Annotated in this window: 20 protein-coding genes and 3 tRNA genes; 21 read left to right on the forward strand and 2 right to left on the reverse strand. The window is 56.6% G+C overall.

Annotated features, from left to right (window positions below; translation table 11 throughout):
* Position 1: 1 nt before the first annotated feature.
* The 6 genes from mutM (at position 2) to ACFER_RS02365 (ending at position 2,554) form a co-directional block, all read left to right on the forward strand.
* Positions 2-823, forward strand: a complete 822-nt coding sequence (mutM, locus tag ACFER_RS02340) for a bifunctional DNA-formamidopyrimidine glycosylase/DNA-(apurinic or apyrimidinic site) lyase (protein WP_012937837.1) — start codon at positions 2-4, stop codon at positions 821-823.
* Between the two features lie 10 nt (positions 824-833).
* Positions 834-1,421, forward strand: a complete 588-nt coding sequence (gene coaE / locus ACFER_RS02345) for a dephospho-CoA kinase (RefSeq protein ID WP_012937838.1) — start codon at positions 834-836, stop codon at positions 1,419-1,421.
* Positions 1,422-1,558: 137 nt separating this feature from the next.
* On the forward strand, positions 1,559-2,158 hold the full coding sequence (locus tag ACFER_RS02350; RefSeq protein WP_012937839.1) for a lytic transglycosylase domain-containing protein: 600 nt from the start codon (positions 1,559-1,561) through the stop codon (positions 2,156-2,158).
* A 54-nt stretch (positions 2,159-2,212) separates the two neighbouring features.
* A tRNA-Leu gene (locus ACFER_RS02355) sits at positions 2,213-2,299 on the forward strand.
* Between the two features lie 30 nt (positions 2,300-2,329).
* A tRNA-Leu gene (locus ACFER_RS02360) sits at positions 2,330-2,415 on the forward strand.
* A gap of 52 nt (positions 2,416-2,467) precedes the next feature.
* Positions 2,468-2,554: transfer RNA gene (locus ACFER_RS02365), tRNA-Leu, on the forward strand.
* Between the two features lie 268 nt (positions 2,555-2,822).
* Here the strand turns inward: ACFER_RS02365 and ACFER_RS02370 are convergent.
* Positions 2,823-3,815 (reverse strand): helix-turn-helix transcriptional regulator, encoded by a 993-nt coding sequence (locus tag ACFER_RS02370; protein ID WP_012937840.1) that lies wholly within the window; start codon positions 3,813-3,815, stop codon positions 2,823-2,825.
* A 178-nt stretch (positions 3,816-3,993) separates the two neighbouring features.
* On the opposite strand from ACFER_RS02370, the gene ACFER_RS02375 reads away from it, so the two are divergent.
* From ACFER_RS02375 to ACFER_RS02415, 9 genes are all read left to right on the forward strand, one after another.
* Positions 3,994-5,394 carry a GntP family permease gene (locus ACFER_RS02375; protein ID WP_012937841.1) on the forward strand — a complete coding sequence of 467 codons (1,401 nt, stop codon included), beginning with the start codon at positions 3,994-3,996 and terminating at the stop codon, positions 5,392-5,394.
* 358 nt (positions 5,395-5,752) lie between these two features.
* A complete protein-coding gene (sufC, locus tag ACFER_RS02380; protein ID WP_012937842.1) occupies positions 5,753-6,490 on the forward strand; it encodes a Fe-S cluster assembly ATPase SufC in 738 nt (245 codons plus the stop codon).
* A 16-nt stretch (positions 6,491-6,506) separates the two neighbouring features.
* Positions 6,507-7,973 carry a Fe-S cluster assembly protein SufB gene (sufB, locus tag ACFER_RS02385; RefSeq protein WP_012937843.1) on the forward strand — a complete coding sequence of 489 codons (1,467 nt, stop codon included), beginning with the start codon at positions 6,507-6,509 and terminating at the stop codon, positions 7,971-7,973.
* Positions 7,974-7,989: 16 nt separating this feature from the next.
* Positions 7,990-9,114 carry a SufB/SufD family protein gene (locus ACFER_RS02390; protein WP_012937844.1) on the forward strand — a complete coding sequence of 375 codons (1,125 nt, stop codon included), beginning with the start codon at positions 7,990-7,992 and terminating at the stop codon, positions 9,112-9,114.
* Positions 9,077-10,297 carry an aminotransferase class V-fold PLP-dependent enzyme gene (locus ACFER_RS02395; protein WP_012937845.1) on the forward strand — a complete coding sequence of 407 codons (1,221 nt, stop codon included), beginning with the start codon at positions 9,077-9,079 and terminating at the stop codon, positions 10,295-10,297. The genes ACFER_RS02390 and ACFER_RS02395 overlap by 38 nt, the downstream gene beginning before the upstream one ends.
* A 23-nt stretch (positions 10,298-10,320) precedes the next feature.
* Complete coding sequence (gene sufU / locus ACFER_RS02400; protein WP_012937846.1) at positions 10,321-10,761, forward strand: Fe-S cluster assembly sulfur transfer protein SufU; 441 nt, start codon at positions 10,321-10,323, stop codon at positions 10,759-10,761.
* Between the two features lie 350 nt (positions 10,762-11,111).
* Entirely contained in the window at positions 11,112-13,184 is a 2,073-nt protein-coding gene (locus ACFER_RS02405) for a polyribonucleotide nucleotidyltransferase (protein WP_012937847.1), read from the forward strand.
* Positions 13,185-13,318: 134 nt separating this feature from the next.
* Positions 13,319-13,801, forward strand: a complete 483-nt coding sequence (locus tag ACFER_RS02410) for a PTS sugar transporter subunit IIA (RefSeq protein WP_012937848.1) — start codon at positions 13,319-13,321, stop codon at positions 13,799-13,801.
* Positions 13,802-13,817: 16 nt separating this feature from the next.
* Positions 13,818-14,249 (forward strand): zinc-ribbon domain-containing protein, encoded by a 432-nt coding sequence (locus ACFER_RS02415; protein ID WP_012937849.1) that lies wholly within the window; start codon positions 13,818-13,820, stop codon positions 14,247-14,249.
* A gap of 53 nt (positions 14,250-14,302) precedes the next feature.
* Here ACFER_RS02415 and rpmB read toward each other — a convergent pair whose 3' ends face one another.
* Positions 14,303-14,494 (reverse strand): 50S ribosomal protein L28, encoded by a 192-nt coding sequence (rpmB, locus tag ACFER_RS02420; protein WP_012937850.1) that lies wholly within the window; start codon positions 14,492-14,494, stop codon positions 14,303-14,305.
* A 119-nt stretch (positions 14,495-14,613) separates the two neighbouring features.
* On the opposite strand from rpmB, the gene recG reads away from it, so the two are divergent.
* The 6 genes from recG to thiE all read left to right on the forward strand — a co-directional run bounded on the left by recG (position 14,614) and on the right by thiE (position 23,756).
* The gene (recG, locus tag ACFER_RS02425; RefSeq protein WP_012937851.1) at positions 14,614-16,677 is read left to right on the forward strand and encodes an ATP-dependent DNA helicase RecG; all 2,064 of its coding nucleotides are present in this window, start codon (positions 14,614-14,616) and stop codon (positions 16,675-16,677) included.
* A gap of 211 nt (positions 16,678-16,888) precedes the next feature.
* A complete protein-coding gene (gene fusA / locus ACFER_RS02430) occupies positions 16,889-18,961 on the forward strand; it encodes an elongation factor G (protein WP_012937852.1) in 2,073 nt (690 codons plus the stop codon).
* A 321-nt stretch (positions 18,962-19,282) separates the two neighbouring features.
* Entirely contained in the window at positions 19,283-20,137 is an 855-nt protein-coding gene (locus ACFER_RS02435) for a DMT family transporter (protein WP_041666075.1), read from the forward strand.
* A gap of 115 nt (positions 20,138-20,252) precedes the next feature.
* The gene (gene tkt / locus ACFER_RS02440) at positions 20,253-22,241 is read left to right on the forward strand and encodes a transketolase (RefSeq protein ID WP_012937854.1); all 1,989 of its coding nucleotides are present in this window, start codon (positions 20,253-20,255) and stop codon (positions 22,239-22,241) included.
* Positions 22,242-22,302: 61 nt separating this feature from the next.
* Positions 22,303-23,127 (forward strand): bifunctional hydroxymethylpyrimidine kinase/phosphomethylpyrimidine kinase, encoded by an 825-nt coding sequence (gene thiD, locus ACFER_RS02445; protein ID WP_012937855.1) that lies wholly within the window; start codon positions 22,303-22,305, stop codon positions 23,125-23,127.
* Positions 23,124-23,756 carry a thiamine phosphate synthase gene (thiE, locus tag ACFER_RS02450; protein WP_012937856.1) on the forward strand — a complete coding sequence of 211 codons (633 nt, stop codon included), beginning with the start codon at positions 23,124-23,126 and terminating at the stop codon, positions 23,754-23,756. The genes thiD and thiE overlap by 4 nt, the downstream gene beginning before the upstream one ends.
* Positions 23,757-23,762: the final 6 nt, after the last annotated feature.

Genomic DNA, 23,762 nt, shown 5'->3' on the forward strand with positions numbered 1-23,762 from the left:
CATGCCGGAACTGCCGGAAGTGGAGCAGGTGCGGATCAGCCTGCTGCCCCATATTGTGGGAAAAACCATCGAAAAGGTCCGGGTGGATCTGCCCAAAATGATCCTCCACCCGGATCCGGACGCCTTTGCACGCCGGCTCCAGGGAGCCCGGTTCACCGGTGTCCGGCGTCGGGGCAAATACCTGGGGCTGGAACTGGAAGGGGGCGACTGGCTGCTGGTCCATCTCCGGATGACCGGCGCCCTGCTGGCCCTGCCCAAGGACCAGCAGGAACCGCCCTACACCCGGATGGCCTTTTTCCTGTCCGGGAGGGAGAACCTGTATTTTACGGATATCCGGACCTTTGGGGTGGCCGCTCTGGTGGGAGAGGACGGCTGGAGGGACAAGGGGTATGAAAGCCTGGGACCGGAACCTCTGGAACCGGCCCTCACCGCAGAGTACCTCCGGGCCAGAGCCAAAGGGAAAACCACGGTGGTGAAAGGGTTCATCCTGGACCAGTCCGTGATCGCCGGCCTGGGGAACATCTATGCGGATGAGGCCCTGTTCGCCGCCGGGATCCGACCCACCCGCCGGGTGAACCGCCTGACCCGGAAGGAATGGGAAGCTCTGACCCTCGGAGTCCGGGCGGTGATCCATCAGGGACTGGAGCATCACGGGACCACCTTCCGAAACTATCAGGATGCGGATGGGAAAATGGGGGACAACAGCCGGTATCTCCAGGTGTACCACCGGAAGGGGCTGCCCTGCCGGCGCTGCGGCACCCTGCTGAAACAGATCAAAGTGGCCGGACGGGGCAGCGTATACTGTCCCCACTGCCAGAAATAAGGAGGACGCCATGACAGTCATTGGTCTTACCGGAGGCATTGCTTCAGGAAAAAGCACCGTCAGTGCCTATTTGAAAGAAAAGGGGATTCCCGTATTCGATGCGGACGGAGCGGCCTGGGAGGTGGAAAAGGCCGGGTCCCCCTGTCTCCGGGAGCTGACGGATGCTTTCGGGGAAGGGATCCTGACCCCGGAAGGGGAACTGGACCGGAAGGAAATGGCCCGGCGGGCTTTCCATGATCCCGGGGTCCTGCAGCAGCTGAATGCCATCGTCCACCGGGCAGTGGAGCAGAAAAGGGATGGGTTCCTGGCTGCCCACCGGCAGGATCCGGTGGTGATCCTGGATGCTCCGCTGCTGCTGGAATGCGGCTGGGAAAAGGTGACGGATACCGTATGGCTGGTCTACCTCCCGGAAGAGGAGCAGATCCGACGGGCCATGATCCGGTCCGGCATGACCCGGGAAGAAGTGACGGACCGGATCCGGAAGCAGATGTCTCTGGAAGAAAAAAAGAAAAAAGCCCAGGTGGTCCTGGACAACCAGGGCAGCCTGGAGGCCCTGTACCGGCAGGTGGACCGGGAACTGGCACGGATCCTCCCCTGAGTTTACCGGATTGTTGCAAAGAGCGGTTGAAACACCATCAGCAGATTTGATATGATAATAGATAAAAAAGAATGAGCGCCGGTCGGAAAGCGGATGTTTCCTCCAACGGCGCAGCAGATATATTGTGAGGGATAGGATTGGAACGGAAAAGAAACAAAAAACGGCCAGGATGTCTGCCGGTGGTGCTGATTTTCCTGCTGCTGATGGTGGCCGGCTATTTTGGCTGGAAAACGGATACGGCCCAGCGGAAATTCGTGTACAACTGGCCCTATGCCCGGGAAATCCATCTGTACAGCGCCCAGTACCGGGTGGATCCTTTTCTGGCAGTGGCTGTGATCAAAAATGAAAGCAATTTCAAACCGGAGGCCAAATCCAAGGCCGGGGCCCTGGGCCTGATGCAGATTACTCCGGAAACCGGCGCATGGATCGCCAAATGCACGGATTTCCCCAATTTCCGGGATTCCATGCTGCTGAAGCCGGAGCTCAACATCAAATTCGGCTGCTGGTATCTGGCGGAACTGGAACATGAATTCCACGGCAATGAAGTGCTGATGCTGGCGGCCTACAATGCAGGCCGGGGCACGGTGAAGGAATGGATGAAGGACAACGGCTGGGGCTATGATTTCAACAGCATCTCCCAGATTCCCTTCAGCGACACCCGGGCCTATGTGCAGAAGGTTTTGGACGACCGGAACAACTACCAAAATTTATACAAAAAAACTTTAAAAAACTATTGACGGGAATTCCCGATTGTGGTATTATTTCTTTGTTGCCGATTGAGAAACAAACAAGCGGGCATGGCGGAACTGGCAGACGCGCTAGCTTCAGGAGCTAGTGGGGGCAACCCCGTGGAGGTTCAATTCCTCTTGCCCGCACCAAACTTTTCACCTCAGCAATCACACAACTTTGCGGTTGTGGCGGAAAGGCAGACGCGTCAGCTTGAGGGGCTGGTGAGGGAAACCTCATGCGGGTTCAAGTCCCGCCAACCGCACCAACTTTCCAAACACGCGGGGAAAAACGAGAGGGCTCGACAACAAATTTCATATGCGGGCATGGCGGAATTGGCAGACGCGCTAGCTTCAGGAGCTAGTGGGGGCAACCCCGTGGAGGTTCAAGTCCTCTTGCCCGCACCATTCAAAAGTGAGCATACCGTGAAAGCGGTGTGCTTTTTTTGTGCGTGGAAAGGGAAATGGGCCGCCGGGCTGCGGCTGCCTTTCATTGTATGATGCTGGATCGGACGCGCCTTTGGTTTGTCCTTGCCTCTCCAGAAGAACTCAAAACAAGCAAAGGATGAAAAGAAAAGCACAGTCCTGTTTTTATTAGAAAGAACCTGTCAGCCACGGGTTCTTTCCATCAGCAATTGACCATTGACAAACAGAGGGGGGCGCCTGGCGCCCCCCTCTATTTATATACTCCCAAAATCCGTTCTGCTTCCTTGACCATCTTTTCCCGCACCCAGCCGGGACTGGTGATTTCCACTCCGGTCCCCAGGGCCATGATCCAGCCCAGGAACTGGTCGCTGACTTCCACTTTTACCGTCAGCCGCACCTGGTCCGGCCCGTCGGGGACCAGCATGATGTCCTTGCCGAACCGGTCGATGAATATGCCCACCTTGTCCTGGCTGATTTTCAGTTCCACATCGGTCTGTTCTCCATTGAACATGCCGAAATGCATATTGGCATATTTGGGGATATCCAGCTGGGCAATGGCTTTCTGGCCTTCCCGGGGCTGGTCTTCCAGCAGTTCCAGATCCTTGATCTTGTCCACCCGGTAGTGGCGGATTTCTCCGGTTTCCCCATAGTAAGCGGCCAGATAGTAGTTTTCATCGGACAGGATCATCAGCCAGGGACTGACCTGGAACCAGTTCCCCTTGTTCCGGGGCACCAGTTCTTTCCGGGTGTTCCACCGGGTATAGTGGAAGCGGACCTGGACATTGGTGTTGATGGCCTGGTGGAGTTTGTCCACGGTCAGATACACGTTCCGGTTCATGGTCTTCACCCGGCCGGCGATGACCACCTGGCGCTGGAGACTTTTTCCCTGTTCCCGGCTGGCCAGTTTTTCCAGTTTCCTGATGAGAGCATGGGATTTTTTATCCGGGATGAACCGGGCGGCCTGGACGGAATCCACCAGCAGCTTCAGTTCGGCCAGTTCGAATTCCCGTTTGCCCAGGTGGTAGGTGCAGTTCCGTCCGCTGTTGGAACTGATGATGTCCAGACCGAAGTTCCGCAGTTCGTCAAAATCGCTGTACAGGGTCTTCCGGTCCGCATTGACCCCGTGTTTCTGGAGCCATTCTGCAATCTGCTGCAGGGTGAGACCGTGGTCATCATCGGTTTCCTCCTGGAAAATCTTTTCCAGGTACAGCATCTTCTGTTTCTGGTTGATCCCTTTGGTCATGGCAGTTTTCCTCCCTGGACGTTTTTCTTCTATGATACCTTTTCCGGGAAGAAAAGGGAACAGAAAAAGAAGAAAAGAGTCCGGCCGCTGAAAAAACAGTTTACATTTTTGGGAAACAGCGTATACTATAATCCGAGAGGCCGAAATATTCTAACTTTTTTGAGGGGATGTGTGGAAAATGACTGGCTTACCGTTAATTTTTGCTTTTGTGATTGCCATCATCGTTATGATCGTAGCCATTTCCAAATTCCGTATCCATCCTTTCCTGGCTATCCTGGGTGTTTCCGTGATCTTCGGTCTGATCGGCGGAATCCCTCTGGTCAAGCACGGGAAAGTGTTGGGAATCGCTGATGTGGTCAGTGCCGGGTTCGCCGGGACTTTTACCAGCATCGGCATCGTGATCATCATGGGGGCCCTGATCGGGACCATCCTGGAAAAGACCGGGGCGGCCCTGAAAATGGCTGACTGCGTGGTGCGCCTGGTGGGGAAGAACAACACCAGCCTGGCTGTACTGATCATGGGGTGGATCGTATCCATTCCGGTGTTCTGTGACAGTGGGTTCGTCATCCTGAACCCCATCCGGAAGGCGCTGGTCCGCCGGACCCACTGCTCTGCGGTGGCAACGGCTGTGGCCATGTCCATGGGGCTGTATATCTCCCATTGCTTCATTCCGCCCACACCAGGGCCCATTGCCGCTGCCAACACCATTTATGAAGGGATGGGCATGGAACCCAACCTGATCCTGATTATCGGGCTGGGGACTGCGTCCTCCATCCTGCCCATGATCGCCGCCTATTTCTATGCCAATTATATCGGCTCCAAAGTGAAATCCAAGGAAGAACAGGCGGAAAGAGCGGATCCCGCAGAGACCCAGCAGACCTATGAAGACCTGATCAAAAGCTATGGCCAGCTGCCCAGTGCCTTTATGAGCTTTGCCCCCATCGTGGTTCCCATTATCCTCATGGGGCTGTCCAGTGCCATGGCCATGAGCGGGAACCGGACGGATATCATCACCTTCCTGGGGACGCCCATCATCGCCATTAGCGTAGGGGTGCTCCTGGGGATCCTGGTCCTGATGCAGAGCAGCATCCAGGACAAGATGAAAGCCTTTTACCAGATTACCGATGACACCCTGAAAGTGGTGGGGCCCATCCTGTTCATCACCGCCGCCGGCGGCGTACTGGGGAAGGTCATCGCTTCCACCAGCATGGTGGCCTTCATCAAGGCCAATTCCAGCACCCTGGCCAGCCTGGGGATTTTCTTCCCCTTCCTGCTGTCCGCCATCCTGAAGACGGCCCAGGGGTCTTCCACCGTGGCCATCACCACTACGGCCGGGATCATGGCACCCCTCATGGGGACCCTGGGACTGGGGACTCCCATGCTGGCCGCCATTACGGTTATTGCCATCGGGGCTGGTGCCATGACGGTGTCCCATGCCAATGACTCCTATTTCTGGGTGGTCACCAACTTCGGGGACATGGAAGTCCAGGACGGCTACCGGGCCCAGACCATGGGGACCCTGGTAACCGGCATCGCCGCCATGATCAATGTGTATATTTTGTATCTGATTCTGGGGTGAGGATAAAGGGATTGGTCAACGGTCAGCTGTCAAAAAAGGGGCTGTGAAAAAATGATTTCTCATTTTTTCACAGTCCCTCTTTTTCTGTTTCATCTCTAACAGGATTTTTCAAAAAATCTTCAAAAAAATTCCCCTGACTGCACTATGATATATTGTCGAACCAGGGAAAATCATTTATAATAGGGAAAGGATTCAGGTGAATATTTTTTGATTACAGTAGAACCGGGATCCGATCCCTTTTCTTATTTCCCCACGGTTCCGTTCCTTTGCGCAGGGCGGGATCCGGAGCGGTAAGATACAAAGAAGGTTTAAATTCAGTACACAGGCGTTGAAGGGCCTGTGGGTAGGAGAGGTTAGTATGAGTGAATTATTGCGAGTGGAAGGATTGAAAGTTGCCGTTGAAGGTAAGGAAATCCTGAAAGGCCTGGATCTGGTCATCAACAAGGGTGAAACTCATGTGATCATGGGCTCCAACGGTGCCGGCAAATCCACCCTGTTCAACACCATTATGGGCAACCCCAAATACGTTGTGACCGAAGGCCACATTTACTTTGAAGGAAAAGAAATCACCCACGAACCGGTGAACGAAAGAGCCAAAGCCGGGATCTTCATGGCTTTCCAGGCTCCCATCTCCGTCCAGGGGATTACCGTGGAAAACTTCATCCGCAACGCCAAAGGCACCATCTCCGGGGAAAAACAGCGGATCATGCCTTTCCGGAAGAAACTCCACCAGGAAATGGATGCCCTGTCCATGGACCGGAGCTATGCGGAACGGTATGTAAATGACGGGTTCTCCGGCGGGGAACGGAAAAAGAATGAAATCCTCCAGATGTGTATGCTGGAACCGAAACTGACCCTGCTGGATGAAATCGATTCCGGTCTGGACGTGGATGCCGTACGGATCGTTTCCCAGGCAGTGAACAAATACCATGACGAAAACAACTCCCTGCTGATCATCACCCATCACAGCGAAATCCTGCAAAAACTCCATCCGGATGTGGTCCATGTGCTGATCAACGGCCGGATCGTGAAGACCGGGGATGCTTCCCTGATCGGAGAAATCGAAGCCAACGGCTACGACGCTTACAAGAAATAACAGGCGGGTGAGCAGAATGACCGAAGAAAAGAAAGCAGCGCTGGCCGGGGAAACCGCGGCTGACGAACAGAAACTGCAGAAAGAACGGAAGACCATCGACGCGTTGACTGATTTCAGCAACATGTACGATTTCAAAAAGGATTCCAATCACGAATACAAGACGGAAGCCGGGCTGACGCCGGATGTGGTCCGGGAAATCTCCGCCAAGAAGGATGAACCCCAATGGATGCTGGATGCCCGGCTGAAATCCCTGGATCTGTATTACCAGATCCCCTATCCGGTGTGGGGCCCGGATATCAGCGGCCTGGACATGGCCAACATCGTCACCTACGTGCGGCCCAATGCCCGGATGAGTGCCAACTGGAACGACCTGCCCGAAGACATCAAGGATACCTTTGACCGTCTGGGGATCCCGGAAGCGGAAAAGACTTCCCTGTCCGGGGTGGGAGCCCAGTACGATTCAGAAGTGGTGTACCACAGCATCCAGGACGAACTGGTGCAGCAGGGGGTCATCTACACTGATTTCGACACGGCCGTCAAGAAATATGAAGACATTGTCCGGAAGCACTTCATGAAGCTGATTCCGCCGACGGACCACAAGTTTGCGGCTCTCCACGGGGCGGTATGGTCCGGGGGATCCTTCGTGTACGTGCCGGAAGGGGTGGATGTTTCCATTCCCCTCCAGAGCTATTTCCGGCTGAACGCACCGGGAGCCGGCCAGTTCGAACATACCATGATCATTGTGGAAAAAGGTGCCAAGGTCCATTTCATCGAAGGCTGTTCCGCCCCCAAGTACAACGTGGCCAACCTCCACGCCGGGGCGGTGGAACTGTTCATCGGGGATGACGCCACCCTGACCTATTCCACCATTGAAAACTGGTCCAAGAACATGTACAACATGAACACCAAACGGGCCATTGTGGGGAAGAACGGTACCATCAACTGGGTGACCGGGTCCTTTGGATCCCACACCTCCTGCCTGTATCCCATGAGCATCCTCAACGGGGAAGGAGCCCACTGTGAATTCACCGGGGTCACCTTTGCCGGCAAGGGGCAGTATCTGGATACCGGGTCCAAAGTGGTCCACAATGCCCCCCACACCACCAGCAACATCAACTCCAAGTCCATTTCCAAGGACGGCGGGGTGTGCATTTACCGGGGCAGCGTGGTGATCAACGAATGTGCGGAAGGATCCAAATCCAATGTGAGCTGCGAATCCCTGATGCTGGATGAACAGTCCCAGTCCGATACCATTCCGGCCATTGTGATCAAGAACGACAATGTGGATCTGGGCCATGAAGCCAAGATCGGCCGGATTTCCGATGAAGCCATCTTCTACCTGATGAGCCGCGGCCTCAGCGAGGATGAAGCCCGGGCCATGCTGGTACGGGGCTTTGTGGATCCGGTTTCCAAGGCTCTGCCTCTGGAATATGCGGTGGAAATGAACAATCTGATCAATCTGGAACTGAAAGGTTCCATGTAAAAGGGAGGCGGAGATCATGACCAAAGAACAATTCAACGCACTTCCGCGTCCCACTTTCCGGTGGATGAAAGTGAACCACCTGGAACTGGATCCCCTGGCTGAAAAAGCCCTGGCGCCGGTGGAACTGGCCGTCCGTCAGGAAGGCACGGCAGAGGTACGCACCTATGAAGGCAACGGGCTGCCGGATCTGGGGGATTTCCAGGGTGCCAGTGCGGAAGCCCTGGCCCAGGCCCGGCAGGGTGGCAATGTGAACTGCAGCGTAACGGTCCCTGCAGGGGAAGAAGCTTCTGTGTGGATCAACTATACGGTAACGGAAGCGGTTCCCCGTCTGGTGGGGCAGCTGAAGATCCAGGCAGGGAAGGATAGCCGGCTCCATGTGTACGAGCTGTTTGAAGGAGATGCGGCAGAGGGTCTGGTGAACCTGCTCCAGTTTGTGGAAGCGGAAGACGGGGCCCAGGTTACCATCAGCAAGGTCCAGGTGCACGGGGAACAGGTCCGGCACATCGATCAGCGGCTGACCCGGGAAGGGAAGGAAGCCCGTGTGAAGTTTGTCAGCGCTGAAGTGGGCGGCCGTCAGAACCTGGTGTACGTGCGCACGGATCTGGATCACGACGAAGCGGAATTCAAAAGCGCTTCCATGTATCTGGGCAGCGATGACCAGCTGTTCGACTATTCCTACTGGGTGCCCAACAAGGGCTGCAAGACGGATACGGACATCCTGACCACCGGTGCACTGATGGGCAAAAGCAAGAAATATTTCCGGGGGACCATCGATTTCCTCCGGGGCGGCAAGAAGGCTGTGGGCAACGAATCCGACGTGTGCCTGCTGCTGAACAAGGGCGTCCATTCCATTTCCGTTCCTTTGCTTCTGTGCAAGGAAGATGATGTGGTGGGCAACCATGCCTCCAGTTCCGGCCAGATCGACCAGGATATGCTCTTCTATCTGATGAGCCGGGGCTTCAATGAAGCCGGTGCCCAGCTGATCATCGTGGAAAGCAACATCCGGCCGGTAATCGACCAGCTGGGAGATGAAAATCTGGAAAACAGGGCGCTCCAGGCTGTACGGACGAAAATGCAGTTCTGCCACCAGAAAGGAAATTGCCATGATAAATGTACGCAGAGATTTCCCCATCTTGACTAAAGTCCACAACGGACATCCTCTGGTGTACCTGGACAATGCGGCCACCACCCAGAAACCCTATCAGGTGATCCATGCTCTGGTGGACCTGCTGGAACACCACAACGGGAACCCCCACCGGGGAGCCCATGTGCTGTCCATCGAAGCCGGGGAACTGTATGACAAGGCCCGGGAAGCGGTGCGGAAGTTCATCAACGCCAAGCATTTCGAAGAAGTGATCTTTGTGCGGAACTCCACCGAAGGCCTGAACCTGATTGCCCGGAGTTATGGGGAAACCCATCTGAAAAAGGGCGACAAAGTGGTGATCCCCATTTCCGAACACCATTCCAACCTGGTTCCCTGGCAGAGAGCCTGCCGGAAGACCGGTGCGGAACTGGTCTATATGTACCTGGATGAAACCGGGCACTTTACGGAAGAAGATCTGGCCAAGATCGACGAACGGACCAAAATCGTTTCCTTTGCAGCGGTGAGCAACGTGCTGGGCATGGTGCGGCCGGTGAAGGAAGTGGTGGAACGGGCCCACAAGGTGGGGGCCATCGCCATTGTGGATGGAGCCCAGTCCACCCCCCACATGAAGACGGATGTCCAGGATCTGGACTGCGACTTCTACGTTTTTTCCGGCCACAAGATGCTGGGTTCCACCGGCACCGGGGTGGTGTACGGGAAAAAGGCCCTGCTGGAAGAAATGGAACCCTTCCTGCTGGGCGGGGATATGATCGAATATGTCCAGGAACAGACCACCAGCTTCAATGAACTGCCCTACAAGTTCGAAGCCGGGTCTCAGAATGTGGAAGGGGCCGTGGCCCTCCATGCGGCCATCGATTACCTGAACGACATCGGCATGGACCAGGTGGAGGAACACGAACGGGAACTGACCGACCGGTGCCTGGAAGGGATGCTGAAGATGCCCCATATCCATATCCTGGGGAGCACGGATCCCAAAGAAAAGACCGGGGTCATCTCCTTTACCATCGACGGGGTCCATCCCCACGATGCGGCCACCATCCTGGACAGCTACGGCATTGCCATCCGCAGCGGACACCACTGTGCCCAGCCTCTGGGGGCCCATCTCCATGTGGAAGCGTCCAACCGGGTCAGCTTCTACATCTACAACACCCTGGAAGAAGTGGATTATTTCCTTTCCAAACTGCCGGAAGTCCGGAAAGTCATGGGCTTCAAAGATTGATAGAAGGAAACAGGTGAACGATAATGGAAGACATGAACCAACTGTATTCTGACATTATCCTGGAACACAATCAGGATCAGGCCAACAAACATGAGCTGGATCCCCATAATCTCCAGGAACACGGTCACAATCCCAGCTGCGGGGATGACATCACCCTCCAGGCGGATATCCAGGACGGGATCATCAAAGATGCCGCCTATACCGGCCACGGCTGTGCCATCAGCCAGGCATCCACGGATATCATGATCGATCTGATCCGGGGGAAATCCGTCAAGGAAGCTCTCCGGCTGGTGGATCTGTTCCTGGCCATGATCAAGCGGGAAGAAACGGATGACGGCAAGCTGGAAGAACTGGACGAAGCCATCGCCCTGAAAAACATCTCCAACATGCCCGCCCGGGTAAAATGCGCGGTCCTTGCCTGGCACACCCTGAAGGATGCCCTGGAGAAGGAAGAGGAGAAATAAGGTCCTGGTTCGCAGCACCGGAAGCGGGCTTGTCGGCAATCAACGGGATTTTCCAATGCTTGTCGAAATGACCCTGTTTGTGCATTTTGAGAAATAGAACTAAAATTTGAAGAAGTGTTGTTCGTGCTTTTTGGACGGACAACACTTTTTTGTTGAAAGAAGAGGGAAGTCCAGCTTCTTGTATGCTGCATGGAGTTGCGACATGGCTGTCCAGGCCCGCGACCCATGACCCTTGGCCCGCGACGGGGTGTGAAAAATATATTTTCACCCCCCTTTTATGGCTTTTTCCCCGCCGGTGTAGTATAATCTACCCATAATGTCAAGAGTGAAACAGAAGGAGGATGCAGAGGATGCATAGTTTTAGCACGGATTTTGGAGGCCGGACCCTTACCATTGAAACCGGTAAGATTGCCAAACAGGCCAATGGGGCTGTTCTGGTCCGCTACGGCGAAACCGCCGTGGTGGTGGCTGCAACGGGGACCGATACTCCCAGGGAAGGGGTGGATTTCTTCCCGCTGACAGTGGATTTTGAAGAAAAAATGTATGCGGTGGGCAAAATCCCCGGCGGGTTCCTGCGGAGAGAAGGGCGGCCGGCAGAAACGGCCATCCTGACTTCCCGGCTCATCGACCGGCCCATCCGTCCCATGTTCCCGGACGGGTACCACAACGATGTGCAGATCGTATGCACGGCGGTATCCGTGGATCCGGACAACGCTCCGGACATTCCGGCCATGATCGGTGCATCCTGTGCCCTGTCCATTTCCGATATTCCCTTTGAAGGGCCCATTGCCGGTGTGCGGGTGGGGCTCATCGACGGCCAGTTCATTGTGGAACCTACGGTGGAACAGGCCAAGGTCAGCGAACTGAACCTGGCAGTGGCCGGCACCAAGGATGCCATCCTGATGGTGGAAGCCGGAGCCAAGGAAGTTTCCGAAGAAGTGATGCTGGATGCCATCTGGTTTGCCCATGGGGAAATCAAGAAACTGGTGGAATTCCAGGAAAAGATCCAGGCGGAAGTGGGCAAGCCCAAAATGGACTTTGAGGTCTACACGCCTCCTGAAGAATTGGCGAAGGAAATCGAAGCCTACGGGGAACCCAAGATCCACGATGCCCTGATGGATCCGGACAAACTGCACCGGGACAAAATGGTCAGCGAAGCCAAGGAAGAGATCCTGGCCCACTTTACGGAACTGTATCCGGACAATGAAATCGACATTGCCCATGTGGTGGCCAAACTGGTGAAACGGGTATTCCGGCACATCATCACCGTGGACAAGATCCGTCCGGACGGCCGTGCCCTGGACGAAGTCCGTCCCATCAGCTGCGAAGTGGGTCTCCTGGCCCGTCCGCACGGCTGCAGCCTGTTTACCCGTGGACAGACCCAGGTGCTCAACTGCCTGGCTCTGGCGCCTCTCCGGGAAGCACAGAACCTGGAAACCCTGGCCGGCGACATCCAGAAACGGTACATCCACCACTACAACTTCCCGCCCTACAGCGTGGGCGAAACCAAACCTCTGCGCAGCCCGGGCCGCCGGGAAATCGGCCATGGGGCCCTGGCAGAACGGGCTTTGCTGCCGGTGATTCCCTCTGAAGAAGAATTCCCCTACACCATCCGTCTGGTGTCTGAAGTGCTGGAATCTAACGGGTCTTCCTCCATGGCCAGCACCTGCGCCAGCACCCTGTCCCTGATGGATGCCGGCGTGCCCATCAAGGCGCCTGTTTCCGGCGTGGCCATGGGCCTGGTGAAGGAAGGAGAAAACTTCACCATCCTCACCGATATCCAGGGGCTGGAAGATGCCAACGGGGATATGGACTTCAAGGTGGCCGGTACCTCCAAAGGGATCACCGCCATCCAGATGGATATCAAAGTGGACGGACTGACCAAGGACATCCTCCAGGCTGCCCTGGCCCAGGCCAAGAAAGGCCGTGCCTTCATCTTGGGCAAGATGCTGGAATGCATTGCGGAACCCCGGAAACAGCTGAAGAAATATGCGCCCAAGATCACCACCATCAAGGTGAACCCGGAGAAGATCAAAGACATCATCGGGCCTGGGGGCAAGATTATCAAGAAAATCGTGGAAGATACCGGAGCCCAGATCGACATCAACGATGACGGCACCGTATACATTGCCGCTGCTGACAGCGAATCTGCTGATGCGGCCATCAAGACCATCCAGGATATCACTGCGGAACCGGAAGTGGGCAAGATCTATACCGGCAAAGTGACCCGGATCATGAACTTCGGGGCCTTTGTGGAATTCATGCCCGGCCGGGAAGGGCTGGTACACATTTCCCAGCTGGCCAAGGAACGGGTGGAAAAAGTGGAAGACGTGGTCAATGTGGGCGATGAAATCGTGGTCAAACTGGTGGAAATCGATTCCAAAGGACGGCTGAACCTGTCCCGGAAGGCTTGCTTGAAATAAAAAAAGGGGACTGCTGACAGCTGACCGTTGACAGCTGACAAAAAAGGGGCTGTGAAAAAATGATTTCTCATTTTTTCACAGCCCCTTTCTATGCTACAATGATACCGTACACACAGAAACAAGGAGATCATACTATGGGATTGTTTTTCAGAAAGACGAAAGTGAAGCTGATGGCTCCGGTGACCGGGATGGTGATTCCCCTGGAACAGGTTCCGGACCAGGCCTTTGCCCAGAAAATGCTGGGGGATGGGGTGGCCGTCCGGCCGGAAAAAGGAGAACTGGTGGCTCCCTGTGACGGAAAAATCACCTATGTGCCGGATACGGCCCATGCCATTGCCCTGACGGAAGGACATGGACTGGAGATCCTGCTCCATGTGGGCGTGAATACGGTGGAACAGCAGGGAAAGGGATTCCGTGCCCTGGTGAAAACCGGGGATATGGTCAAAATGGGGCAGCCCCTGCTGGCCTTTGACCAGGAATGTCTGGAAAAGGCCGGCTGTGATCTTGCCACCCCCATGGTGATCACCAACGGAAATAAGGTGGGCAAAATGGAAAAGGTGCCATCCGGTCCGGTGCAGGCCGGGCATGATCCGGTGCTGATCATTACCCTCAGCTGAGACGGGAGGTGGGAACATGCAGGTAAAAGGCAGCGGCGGCAGTTTTGTGGAGCAGGTCTACAACCTGGCTCCGGCAGTGGCCTGGGAACTGGGACTCCAGGTGTGCCGGGAGATGCAGGTGGATGTGGCCCAGCAGGATGATGCCGGGATGCTCCTGAACGGATCCCTGGTTTCCGAAGAAAAATCCTTCCTGTTCGGGAAACCCAAGCGGAAGGAAATCGTGTTTGCCGTGCAGCCCCTGGAACAGGGGTGTACGGTGATCTTGGACATCCATAAAAAGCGGATGGAAGTCTACAGCCTGACACCCCAGAACCGGGAAACGGACAAGTTCGTAGCCCTGTTCGAAGAAAAGGCCCAGGCCTATCTGGACCGGCGGATCTGCCCCCAGTGCCATGCGGCCCTGCCGAAGAACGTGGCTTTCTGTCCCTTCTGCGGGGCAAAACTGTAACAAAAAAAGCTGACTGCCGAAGCAGCCAGCTTTTTTATGTCGTAACCTATAGCTTAGATGGCGCGGGTTACCTTGCCGGAACGTAAGCAGCGAGTGCACACGTTGATGCTCTTCACTTCACCGTCTACCACCGCTTTAACCTTTTGAACGTTAGGTTTCCAAGAACGTTTTACATGTCTATTGGAATGGCTGACGTTGTTGCCGGACAGCTCACCTTTGTTGCAGATTTCACAGATGCATGCCATGGTCCCACCTCCTTCAAGTTATAAGGCAATGCTTTATTTTTAAAACTCAATGTAGCTATTTTAACACAAATTGGATTATAATTGCAAGTAGAAAACCATGAGAAAAGGAGAAAATGACCATGTGGTGGCAGGAACCAGTAACCAGACTCAAAGGCATCGGGCCCAAAAAGGCCCTGGAATTCGAAAATATCAATGTTGTAACCATCGGCGACCTGCTGAACCATTTTCCCCGGCAGGGATGCTATCTGGATTATTCCCATATCCGGACCATCGGTGAGCTGACCACCGGAGGGGAAATGCAGCTGTTCCGGGGGACCATCGTACGGATGAACAACCGGCGGAGTGCCCGGAACCTGAAGTACGCCACCATCACCATCGGGGACGGCACCGGGTTTGCGGAAATCGTCCTGTTCGGGGCCCAGACCTACATGACCCGGGTCTATCACACCGGGGATGAGGTGCTGGTCATCGGCAAGGTGATGCCGGGACGCACGGCCAAAAGCGTTACGGGGGCGTCCCTGTCCCATGTAAAAGAGGACGGAGCGGAAGCACCGGGGATTCTTCCCACCTATGCCCTCACCGGCAGCCTGACCCAGAACCAGGTCCGGGGAGCAGTGCGCCAGGCCCTGGCCCTGGCCCGGAAGGAACTGCCGGAATGCCTGCCGGAAAAAATCCTCCGGGCCAAACAGTTCCTGCCCCGGCTGGAAGCCCTGGAGAACATCCACTTTCCCAAAAGTCCGGAACTTCTGGAAAAGGCCCGGCAGCGGCTGATTTTCGAGGAACTGTTCTTTCTCCAGTGCGGCCTGCTCCACCACCGGGTGGAGATCAAGAAGGACAGCCAGGGCATTAAAATGGCCCGGTGCGGGACGCTGGTCCGGAAGGTTCTGGACAACCTGGGCTTTTCCCTGACGGACAGCCAGAAAAAAGCCTGGCAGGAAATCGACGATGATATGCAGAGTCCGGAGCCCATGAATCGGCTGGTCCAGGGGGATGTGGGCTCCGGGAAAACGGCCCTGGCTCTCCTGGCCCTGGCCAAGGCGGTGGAGAACGGCTATCAGGGATGCCTGATGGCGCCTACGGAAATCCTGGCAGAGCAGCACTACCAGGAGATGCAGAAGGTGCTGGAACCGGCCGGCATCCGTACGGCCCTTTTGACCGGGGGACTTTCTGCCAAAACCCGCCGGCAGGTATTGGAAGGGCTGGCGGATGGTTCCATCCAGGCGGTAGTGGGGACCTATGCTCTGATCCAGGACAAGGTGGTGTTCCACTCCCTGGCCCTGGCCATTACCGACGAACAGCACCGGTTCGGGGTGGCTCAGCGGGCCAAACTCCAGGCCAAGAGCCAGTACGCGCCCCATGTGCTGGTCATGACCGCCACGCCCATTCCCCGTACCCTGGCCCTCACGGTGTACGGAGACCTGGATGTGTCCCTGATGAAGGGGCTGCCCCCGGGACGGAAACCGGTCCGGACCCTGTGCTATACGGAGGAGAAACGGCCGGCGGTGTATCAGGGAATGGTCCATCAGATCCGGGAGGGCCATCAGGCCTATGTGGTATGCCCGCTGATCGAGGAAAGCGAAGGGGTGGATGCCAAGGCGGCGGAGGAACTCTATGAGGAACTGACCTCCACCTATCTCCGGGGGATTCCCTGTGGCCTGCTCCACGGACGGTTGAAACCGGAAGAAAAGGATGCGGTGATGGAAAGCTTCGCCCGGAACGAGACCAAGGTGCTGATCACCACCACCGTGGTGGAAGTGGGGGTGAACGTGCCCAACGCCACCCTGATGGTCATCGAGGGGGCGGACCGGTTCGGCCTGGCCCAGATGCACCAGCTCCGGGGCCGGGTGGGCCGGGGCAGCGCCCAGTCCTACTGTGTGCTGCTGACGGCCTCCACCAATCCGGTGACCCTGGAACGGCTCCAGATCATGCGCAGCTGCAGTGACGGATTTCTGCTGGCGGAAAAGGACCTGGAGCTCCGGGGGGCCGGCCAGTTCTTCGGGCTGCGGCAGCACGGGCTCAGCGACCTGTACATTGCGGACATCCTCCGGGATACGGATACCCTGGTGGAAGCCCGGAAAGCGGCCCAGTGGGCCATGGGGAATCCGTCAATCGCCAAAGAAGTGATCCGGGCCGCAGCCGTCACCCAGTTCGACGGCCGGTTCGAAAGGATATTCAATGCGTGAGGGGACTGTTGCGTGAGAAACAGCCCTCGACTAAAGGAATGTGTATCTATCGTTACACATTCCTTTTTCTTTTGGGAGAATAGGGAAAATTTTCTGTTAAAAGCAGGAAAAACGGGAAGGAGCCCCGAAAAAGAGTACCATCAGACAGTTTGGGACTCTGGCTTCGGCAGCCGGCAATCCCACAACCATACGGAACAAAGGGGGCTGTACAGTGAAAGAGTATACAGGTGATAAAATCAGAAACGTGGCAATTGTAGGTCATGGGGGCGCAGGCACCACTTCCCTGACGGAAGCGCTGCTCTATCGCAGCGGGGCCATCAGCCGGATGTGCAAAGTGGAAGACGGACAGACCACCACGGACTTTGAACCGGAAGAAATCAAACGGGGAGTCTCTGTCAGCGCCACCCTGGCTCCTGTGGAATGGCGGGATGTGAAGATCAACTTCATCGATACCCCGGGCTTTGCGGATTTCGTGGCGGAAGTGAAGGGGGCGTTCCGGGCGGTGGACAGCGTGCTGATCGTGGTCAGTGCCACCAGCGGTGTCCAGATCGGCACGGAACAGTGCTGGAAACTGGCGGAAGAAGCCGGGCTGCCCCGGCTGATCTTTGTCAACAAGATGGACCGGGAAAATGCGGATTATGACAATATCCTGGACAATCTCCGGGCCAAGATCGGTAAACGGATCCTGCCCCTGGAACTGCCCCTGGGCAAGGAAGAGAATTTCTGCGGGGTCATCGACGTGTTCAACCAGAAAGCCTACAAGGGCAACGGCAACGGGGCTGACGAAATCGAAGTCCCGGACGACATGAAGGACTGGGTCCAGGATGCCCATGACAAAATGGTGGAAGCGGCAGTGGAAGCCGATGATGAAATCATGGAACGGTATCTGGAAGGAGAACCCATTTCCGATGAAGAAGTGATGAGCTGTCTGGTGAAGGGCATCCGGCAGGGCATCATCTTCCCGGTGCTTTGCGGCTCCGCCTTCAAGAACATCGGACTGGGCCGGACCCTGTCCGCCATTGTGGACTACACCTTCCCGGCTATCCTGAACGAATACCATGTGACCAACCTGAAGAATGGTGAAGTGGAACGGCGGGATTCCAACGCCCCGCTGGCGGCCCTGGTGTTCAAGACCACCTCCGATCCCTTTGTGGGCCGGATGAGTTTCGTCCGGGTGTTCTCCGGGGTCATCAAAGCCGACAGCTCCGTGTACAACGCCAGCCGGGATGAAGTGGAAAAAGTGGGGACCATCTGCACCCTCCGGGGCAAGAACCAGATCCCCATGAAACAGATCCCTGCCGGGGATATCGGAGTGATTTCCCGTCTCCAGTTTACCATGACCGGGGATACCCTGAGCGCCAAAGAGACACCGGTGCAGTTCGCTCCCATTGAATATCCGCTGCCCATGTACAGCCGGGCCATCGCTCCCAAAAAGAAGGGGGACGAAGACAAGATCGCATCGGCCCTGAACAAACTGATGGATGAAGATCCCACCTTCATCGTCAGCCGGAACCCGGTGACCAAGGAAACCCTGATCAGCGGCATGGGGGACCAGCATCTGGATATCCTGATGGAGCGGATGAAACGGAAATTCGGGGTGGATGCCGTGCTGAAACCGCCCATGGTGGAATACAGGGAAACCATCCGGGGTTCTGCGGAAGTGGAAGGCAAATACAAGAAACAGACCGGCGGCCACGGGCAGTACGGCCATGTGGTCATCAAGATGGAACCCCTGCCTCCGGGATCCGGGTTCGTGTTCGAGGACAAGATCTTTGGCGGCGCCGTGCCCCGGCAGTATATCCTGGCAGTGGAAAAGGGCATGAAGGAATCCATGGAACACGGGATCCTGGCAGGATACCCGGTGGTGGATTTGAAGATCACCCTGCTGGATGGTTCCTACCATACGGTGGACTCTTCGGAAATGGCCTTCAAAGTGGCATCCCACATGGCGTTCCAGAAAGCGGCGGAACTGTCCAAACCGGTACTGATGGAACCCTATTACAACCTGGATGTGTATTGTGATGAACGGATGACCGGGGATATCATCTCCGACCTGAACAGCAAACGGGGACGGATCCTGGGGATGCAGTCCGCAGAAGACGGCCGGGCTGTGGTCAAGGCACAGGTGCCCTATGCGGAAATCCTGGATTATGCAGTGGATCTCCGGGCACTGACACAGGGGACCGGGACCTTTGAAATGAAATTCGACCATTATGAAGATGTGCCGCCCAGACTGGCGGAAAAGATCATTGCCGACGCCAAGGCAGCGGCAGAAAAGAAATAAGATAAGGGGGGGCATGTGTGAAAAACTCACACATGCCCCTTTTTTTTCAGCGGCCGCTGGAAATCAACTTTGCAAATTGATTTTGAAACAGCATAAACTGTAGGGGGCGCAGGCCCGGCGCCCCGCAAAACACATGGTCAACTGCTGAGTTGGCGGGCGGCCGGGCCTGCCGTCCCTACGAAAACGATTGATACAACTGTTGCCATTATCCAACGTCAGCTTTGCTGGCCTCATTTGGCCGTTGACAGTTGACAAGGGCTGTTGCTCATGCTACAGTCCCTTTTGTACACTAAAAAGAAAGGAAGAGAACTGGGGGAAAGCATGGTGACATTGTCTACGGCAAAAAAAGGCATTCTGGCTTCCATCCTGGCGGCGGTGTTCTTCACCACCATGGATGTGGGGGCCAAAAAACTGATCCATCTGGGGACCGGGGAAATCACGTTCTTCCGGGGCGTGATCGGGCTTCTGCTGCTGCCCTTTATGGCCCGGATGGAATCCCGTCCGGTGTTTTCCGGAAAAGACCATTTGCTGCTCCATCTCCGGGGACTGTTCGGCTGTGCCTGTCTGCTGTTTTTCTTCTATTGTCTCAACGGACTGACCCTGGGGGATGCAGAGATCCTGACCCAGCTTTCCGCCTTTTTCATGTGCCTGCTGTCCCCGGTGTTCCTGAAGGGGAAGCTTCAGAAACGGGCGGTGCCCCGGCTGGGAATGATTGCCCTGGGGGCGGCCATTGTCCTCCAGGTGTGGAATTACCATTCCTTCAATCTGTTCGCGGTCTTTGGGATCCTGTCCGCCTTTTTTGCCGCCTGTGCCTATGTGTGCATCGGGATCATGACGGAACGGGGCGGGCATACCCAGACGGAACTGGTGTTTTACTTCCAGCTGTACAGTGCTCTGGGGGGCCTGCTGCTCATGGGACTGGGACATTGGGCCCTGCCGGTGGGAGCGGAATGGGGGTGGATCCTGGAACTGGCCCTGTCGGCCCTTTTGGGGCAGGTGTGTCTGACCTGGGGCTGCACCCACATCCATCCCACCATGGTGAATTTCCTCATGTACACCGGGATCCTGTTCCACATCCTGGCCGGGGTCCTGCTGTGGGGAGAAACCCTGACCCTGTATTCCTGGGTGGGCGGCAGCCTGATCGTTCTGGGGAGCGTGCTGCTGCTGAAACAGTGAAGGGTGCTGCTGCCCATGAAGCAGCACCCCTTGCGTTACCCCATTAAATGGCCTATAATCAGAATGAATGACTGTAGTTGGCATTTTTTATATCCGGTATGGAGGGATTTTTTTCATGCAAAATATTGATACTGAAAGCATCAACACCCTGCGTTTTTTGTCCATCGATGAGGTGCAGGCGGCCAATTCCGGCCACCCGGGACTGCCTCTGGGAACCGCACCCCTGATGTACACCATCTGGGACCGGTTCATGAAATACAATCCTGAAAACCCCAACTGGTTCGACCGGGACCGGTTCGTCCTGTCTCCGGGCCACGGCAGTGCCCTGCTTTATGCCATGCTCCATCTGGCCGGCTATGACCTGTCCCTGGAAGACCTGAAGAACTTCCGTCAGTGGGGCAGCAAGACTCCGGGCCATCCGGAATACGGCGTGACCCCCGGGGTGGATGTGTCCACGGGTCCTCTGGGCCACGGCTTTGCCATGGCTGTGGGTCTGGCCATGGCGGAAGAAATGATGGCTGCCCGGTACAACAGAGATGGGTACAAAGTGGTGGACCATTACACCTACGGCATCACCTCCGACGGGGACCAGATGGAAGGGGTGGCTTCCGAAGCCGCTTCCCTGGCAGGGACCCTGGGGCTGGGCAAACTGATCTTCCTGTATGATGACAACAAGATCACCATTGAAGGCGGCACGGACATCGCTTTCCGGGAAGATGTGGGAGCCCGGTTCAAAGCCTATGGCTGGCAGGTCCTGCGGGTGGCTTCTTCGGAAGATGTGGAAGCCCTGACCAAAGCCATCGAAGCCGCCAAAAAGGAAACGAAGAAACCGTCCCTGATCATCGTGAAGACCCATATCGGGTTCGGCAGTCCCCGGCAGGACATGGCCAGTGCCCACGGGGAACCCCTGGGTGCGGAAAACGTGGCAAAGACCAAGGAAGCCGCCGGCTGGGACGGCAGCCAGTCCTTTGTGGTACCGGAAGAAGTGAAGGCCCATTTCGACGCCAAACTGCCCCAGTGCCGGAAAAATGAAGAAGACTGGAACAAACTGGTGGAAGCCTACAGCAAAGCCTATCCGGAACTGGCCCAGGAACTGACCGACCGGCTGGACGGGAAAATGGACCTGGATCTGAAGGAACTGATGGGTGCCTTCAAGGATACGGACAGTGTGGCCACCCGGGCCGCTTCCGGCACGGTGCTCCAGCTGCTGGCGGACCGGATCCCGGCCCTTACCGGCGGCAGCGCCGACCTGGGGCCTTCCAACAAAACGGAAATGAAGGGCAAGGGGTTCTTCTCTGCAGAAGACCGGACCGGCCGGAACATCCACTTCGGCATCCGGGAACATGCCATGGGCTGTATCGTCAACGGCCTGTGTCTCCATGGAGGCATCCTGCCTTTCGGCGCCACTTTCCTGGTGTTTGCTGACTTCATGCGTCCCACGGTGCGGATGGCGGCGCTGATGGGCATCGGCAGCGTGTTCGTCTATACCCATGACAGTGTGTTCGTAGGGGAAGACGGTCCTACCCATGAACCCATTGAACAGACCATGAGCCTGCGGCTGATCCCCAATGTGTCCGTATTCCGTCCGGCGGACGCCCTGGAAACGGCTGTGGCCTGGAAAGCCGCCTGCGAAAACCGGAAGCAGCCCACTTGCCTGCTGCTGACCCGTCAGGGGCTGCCGGTGCTCCATGACTATGCCAAGACCATTGCCAAGGGAGCACCCAAAGGAGCCTATGTGCTGAGCCCGTCTTCCAAAGACAAGGTGAAGGCCGTCCTCCTTGCCACCGGCAGTGAAGTCCACCTGGCCCTGGATGCCCAGAAGGCCCTGGAAGAAAAGGGCATCGGTGTCAATGTGGTGTCCATGCCCAGCTGGGATGTGTTCGAACAGCAGAGCAGCGCCTACAAGAAGAAAGTCCTGCCCAAGGATGTTCTGGCCATTGCACTGGAAGCCGGTGTCCGCACCGGCTGGGCCCGGTATACCGGCAGTGAGGACAGAGTCCTGGGCATCGACCGGTTCGGTGCTTCCGCCCCCGGCAAGACAGTGTACAAAGAATTCGGATTCACCGTGGACCATGTGGTGGATATGGTGAAGAAACTGAAGTAACGGATCGGGGGTTGCTGCCCACATGGTGCAGCAACCCCCTTTATGAAAGAAGGAGAAAATCATGTTCCATCTGTTGACCATTGCCGGGTCGGATTCTTCCGGCGGCGCCGGCATCCAGGCAGACCTGAAGACTTTTGCCGCCCATGGCTGCTACGGCATGAGCGTGATCACCGCTGTGACGGCCCAGAACACCACCGGAGTGACGGCCATCCAGAACATCGATCCGGAGGTGGTGGAAGCCCAGATCGATGCGGTGTTCCAGGATATCCGGGTGGACGGGGTCAAGGTGGGGATGGTGTCCAATTCCGCCCTGATCCGTGCCATCGCCAAAAAAATGCAGCAGTATGCACCCCCTGTTCTGGTGGTGGATCCGGTGATGGTGGCCACCTCCGGCAGTTATCTCCTGGAAAAAGAAGCCCGGAAGGATCTCCAGGAAAAGCTGCTGCCCCTGGCCACCCTGATCACCCCCAACATGCAGGAAGGGGAAGCCCTGTCGGGTCTTTCCATCCACAGCCGGGAAGACATGGAGAAGGCAGCGGCGGTGATCTGCCAGAAGGGTGCCCGGGCCGTACTCCTGAAGGGGGGACACCTGGCGGAAACCGCTGACGACTACCTGCTGTATCCCGGAGAAGGGAACTGGCTCCAGGGCAAGTGGTTCCCGGGCCAGCGGTTTGCCAATCCCAACACCCACGGCACCGGCTGCAGCCTGTCCTCCGCCCTGGCTTCTGAAATGGCGGCCGGAGCCTCCCTGCCGGAAGCGGTGGAAAAAGCCAAAGCCTATGTGGCCCTGGGCATCCAGCACGGACTGGCGGTGGGCCATGGCCATGGACCCATCCATCATTTCGTGGATTTGTACCGGAAAGCCGGATGGGAGGAAGGCAAATGAAAAAATTCGATCTGAGCCTGTACCTGGTGACGGACCGGCACTGTCTCCGGGGACGGGATTTCTATGAAGCGGTGGAGGAAGCTCTCCGGGCCGGTGTGACACTGCTCCAGCTACGGGAAAAGGACATGGGGCTGGAAGAACTGGTGGCAGAAGGACGGAAAGTCCGGAAACTCTGCCGGAAATACCAGGTGCCCTTCCTGGTGGACGACAATGTGGAGGCCGCCCGGATCCTGGAAGCGGACGGGGTCCATCTGGGACAGGAAGACGATGCCATCGAAAAAGCCCGTTCCGTACTGGGGCCGGAAGCCATCATCGGCATCTCCGCCCACAATCTGGAAGAAGCCCTGAAAGCCCAGGCAAGCGGTGCCGATTATCTGGGCGTGGGGGCCCTGTATCCCACCGGCAGCAAGAAGGATGCGTCCCTGCTGGCACCCGGGATGCTGGAAAAGATCGTCCAGGCAGTGAAAATCCCGGTGGTGGGCATCGGGGGCATCCATGAAGCCCAGCTGGATCAGGTGCTGGATCAGGGAGCGGCAGGCTGTGCCATGATCAGCGCCATCCTGGGAGCTGAAGATATTGGAGCTGCGGTGGAACGGATGAAGGCACGGATCCGGGCCCGGGAGAAATAACAGGAG

Origin of the sequence: Acidaminococcus fermentans DSM 20731 (genome assembly GCF_000025305.1) — a bacterium.
GTDB lineage: Bacteria > Bacillota > Negativicutes > Acidaminococcales > Acidaminococcaceae > Acidaminococcus > Acidaminococcus fermentans.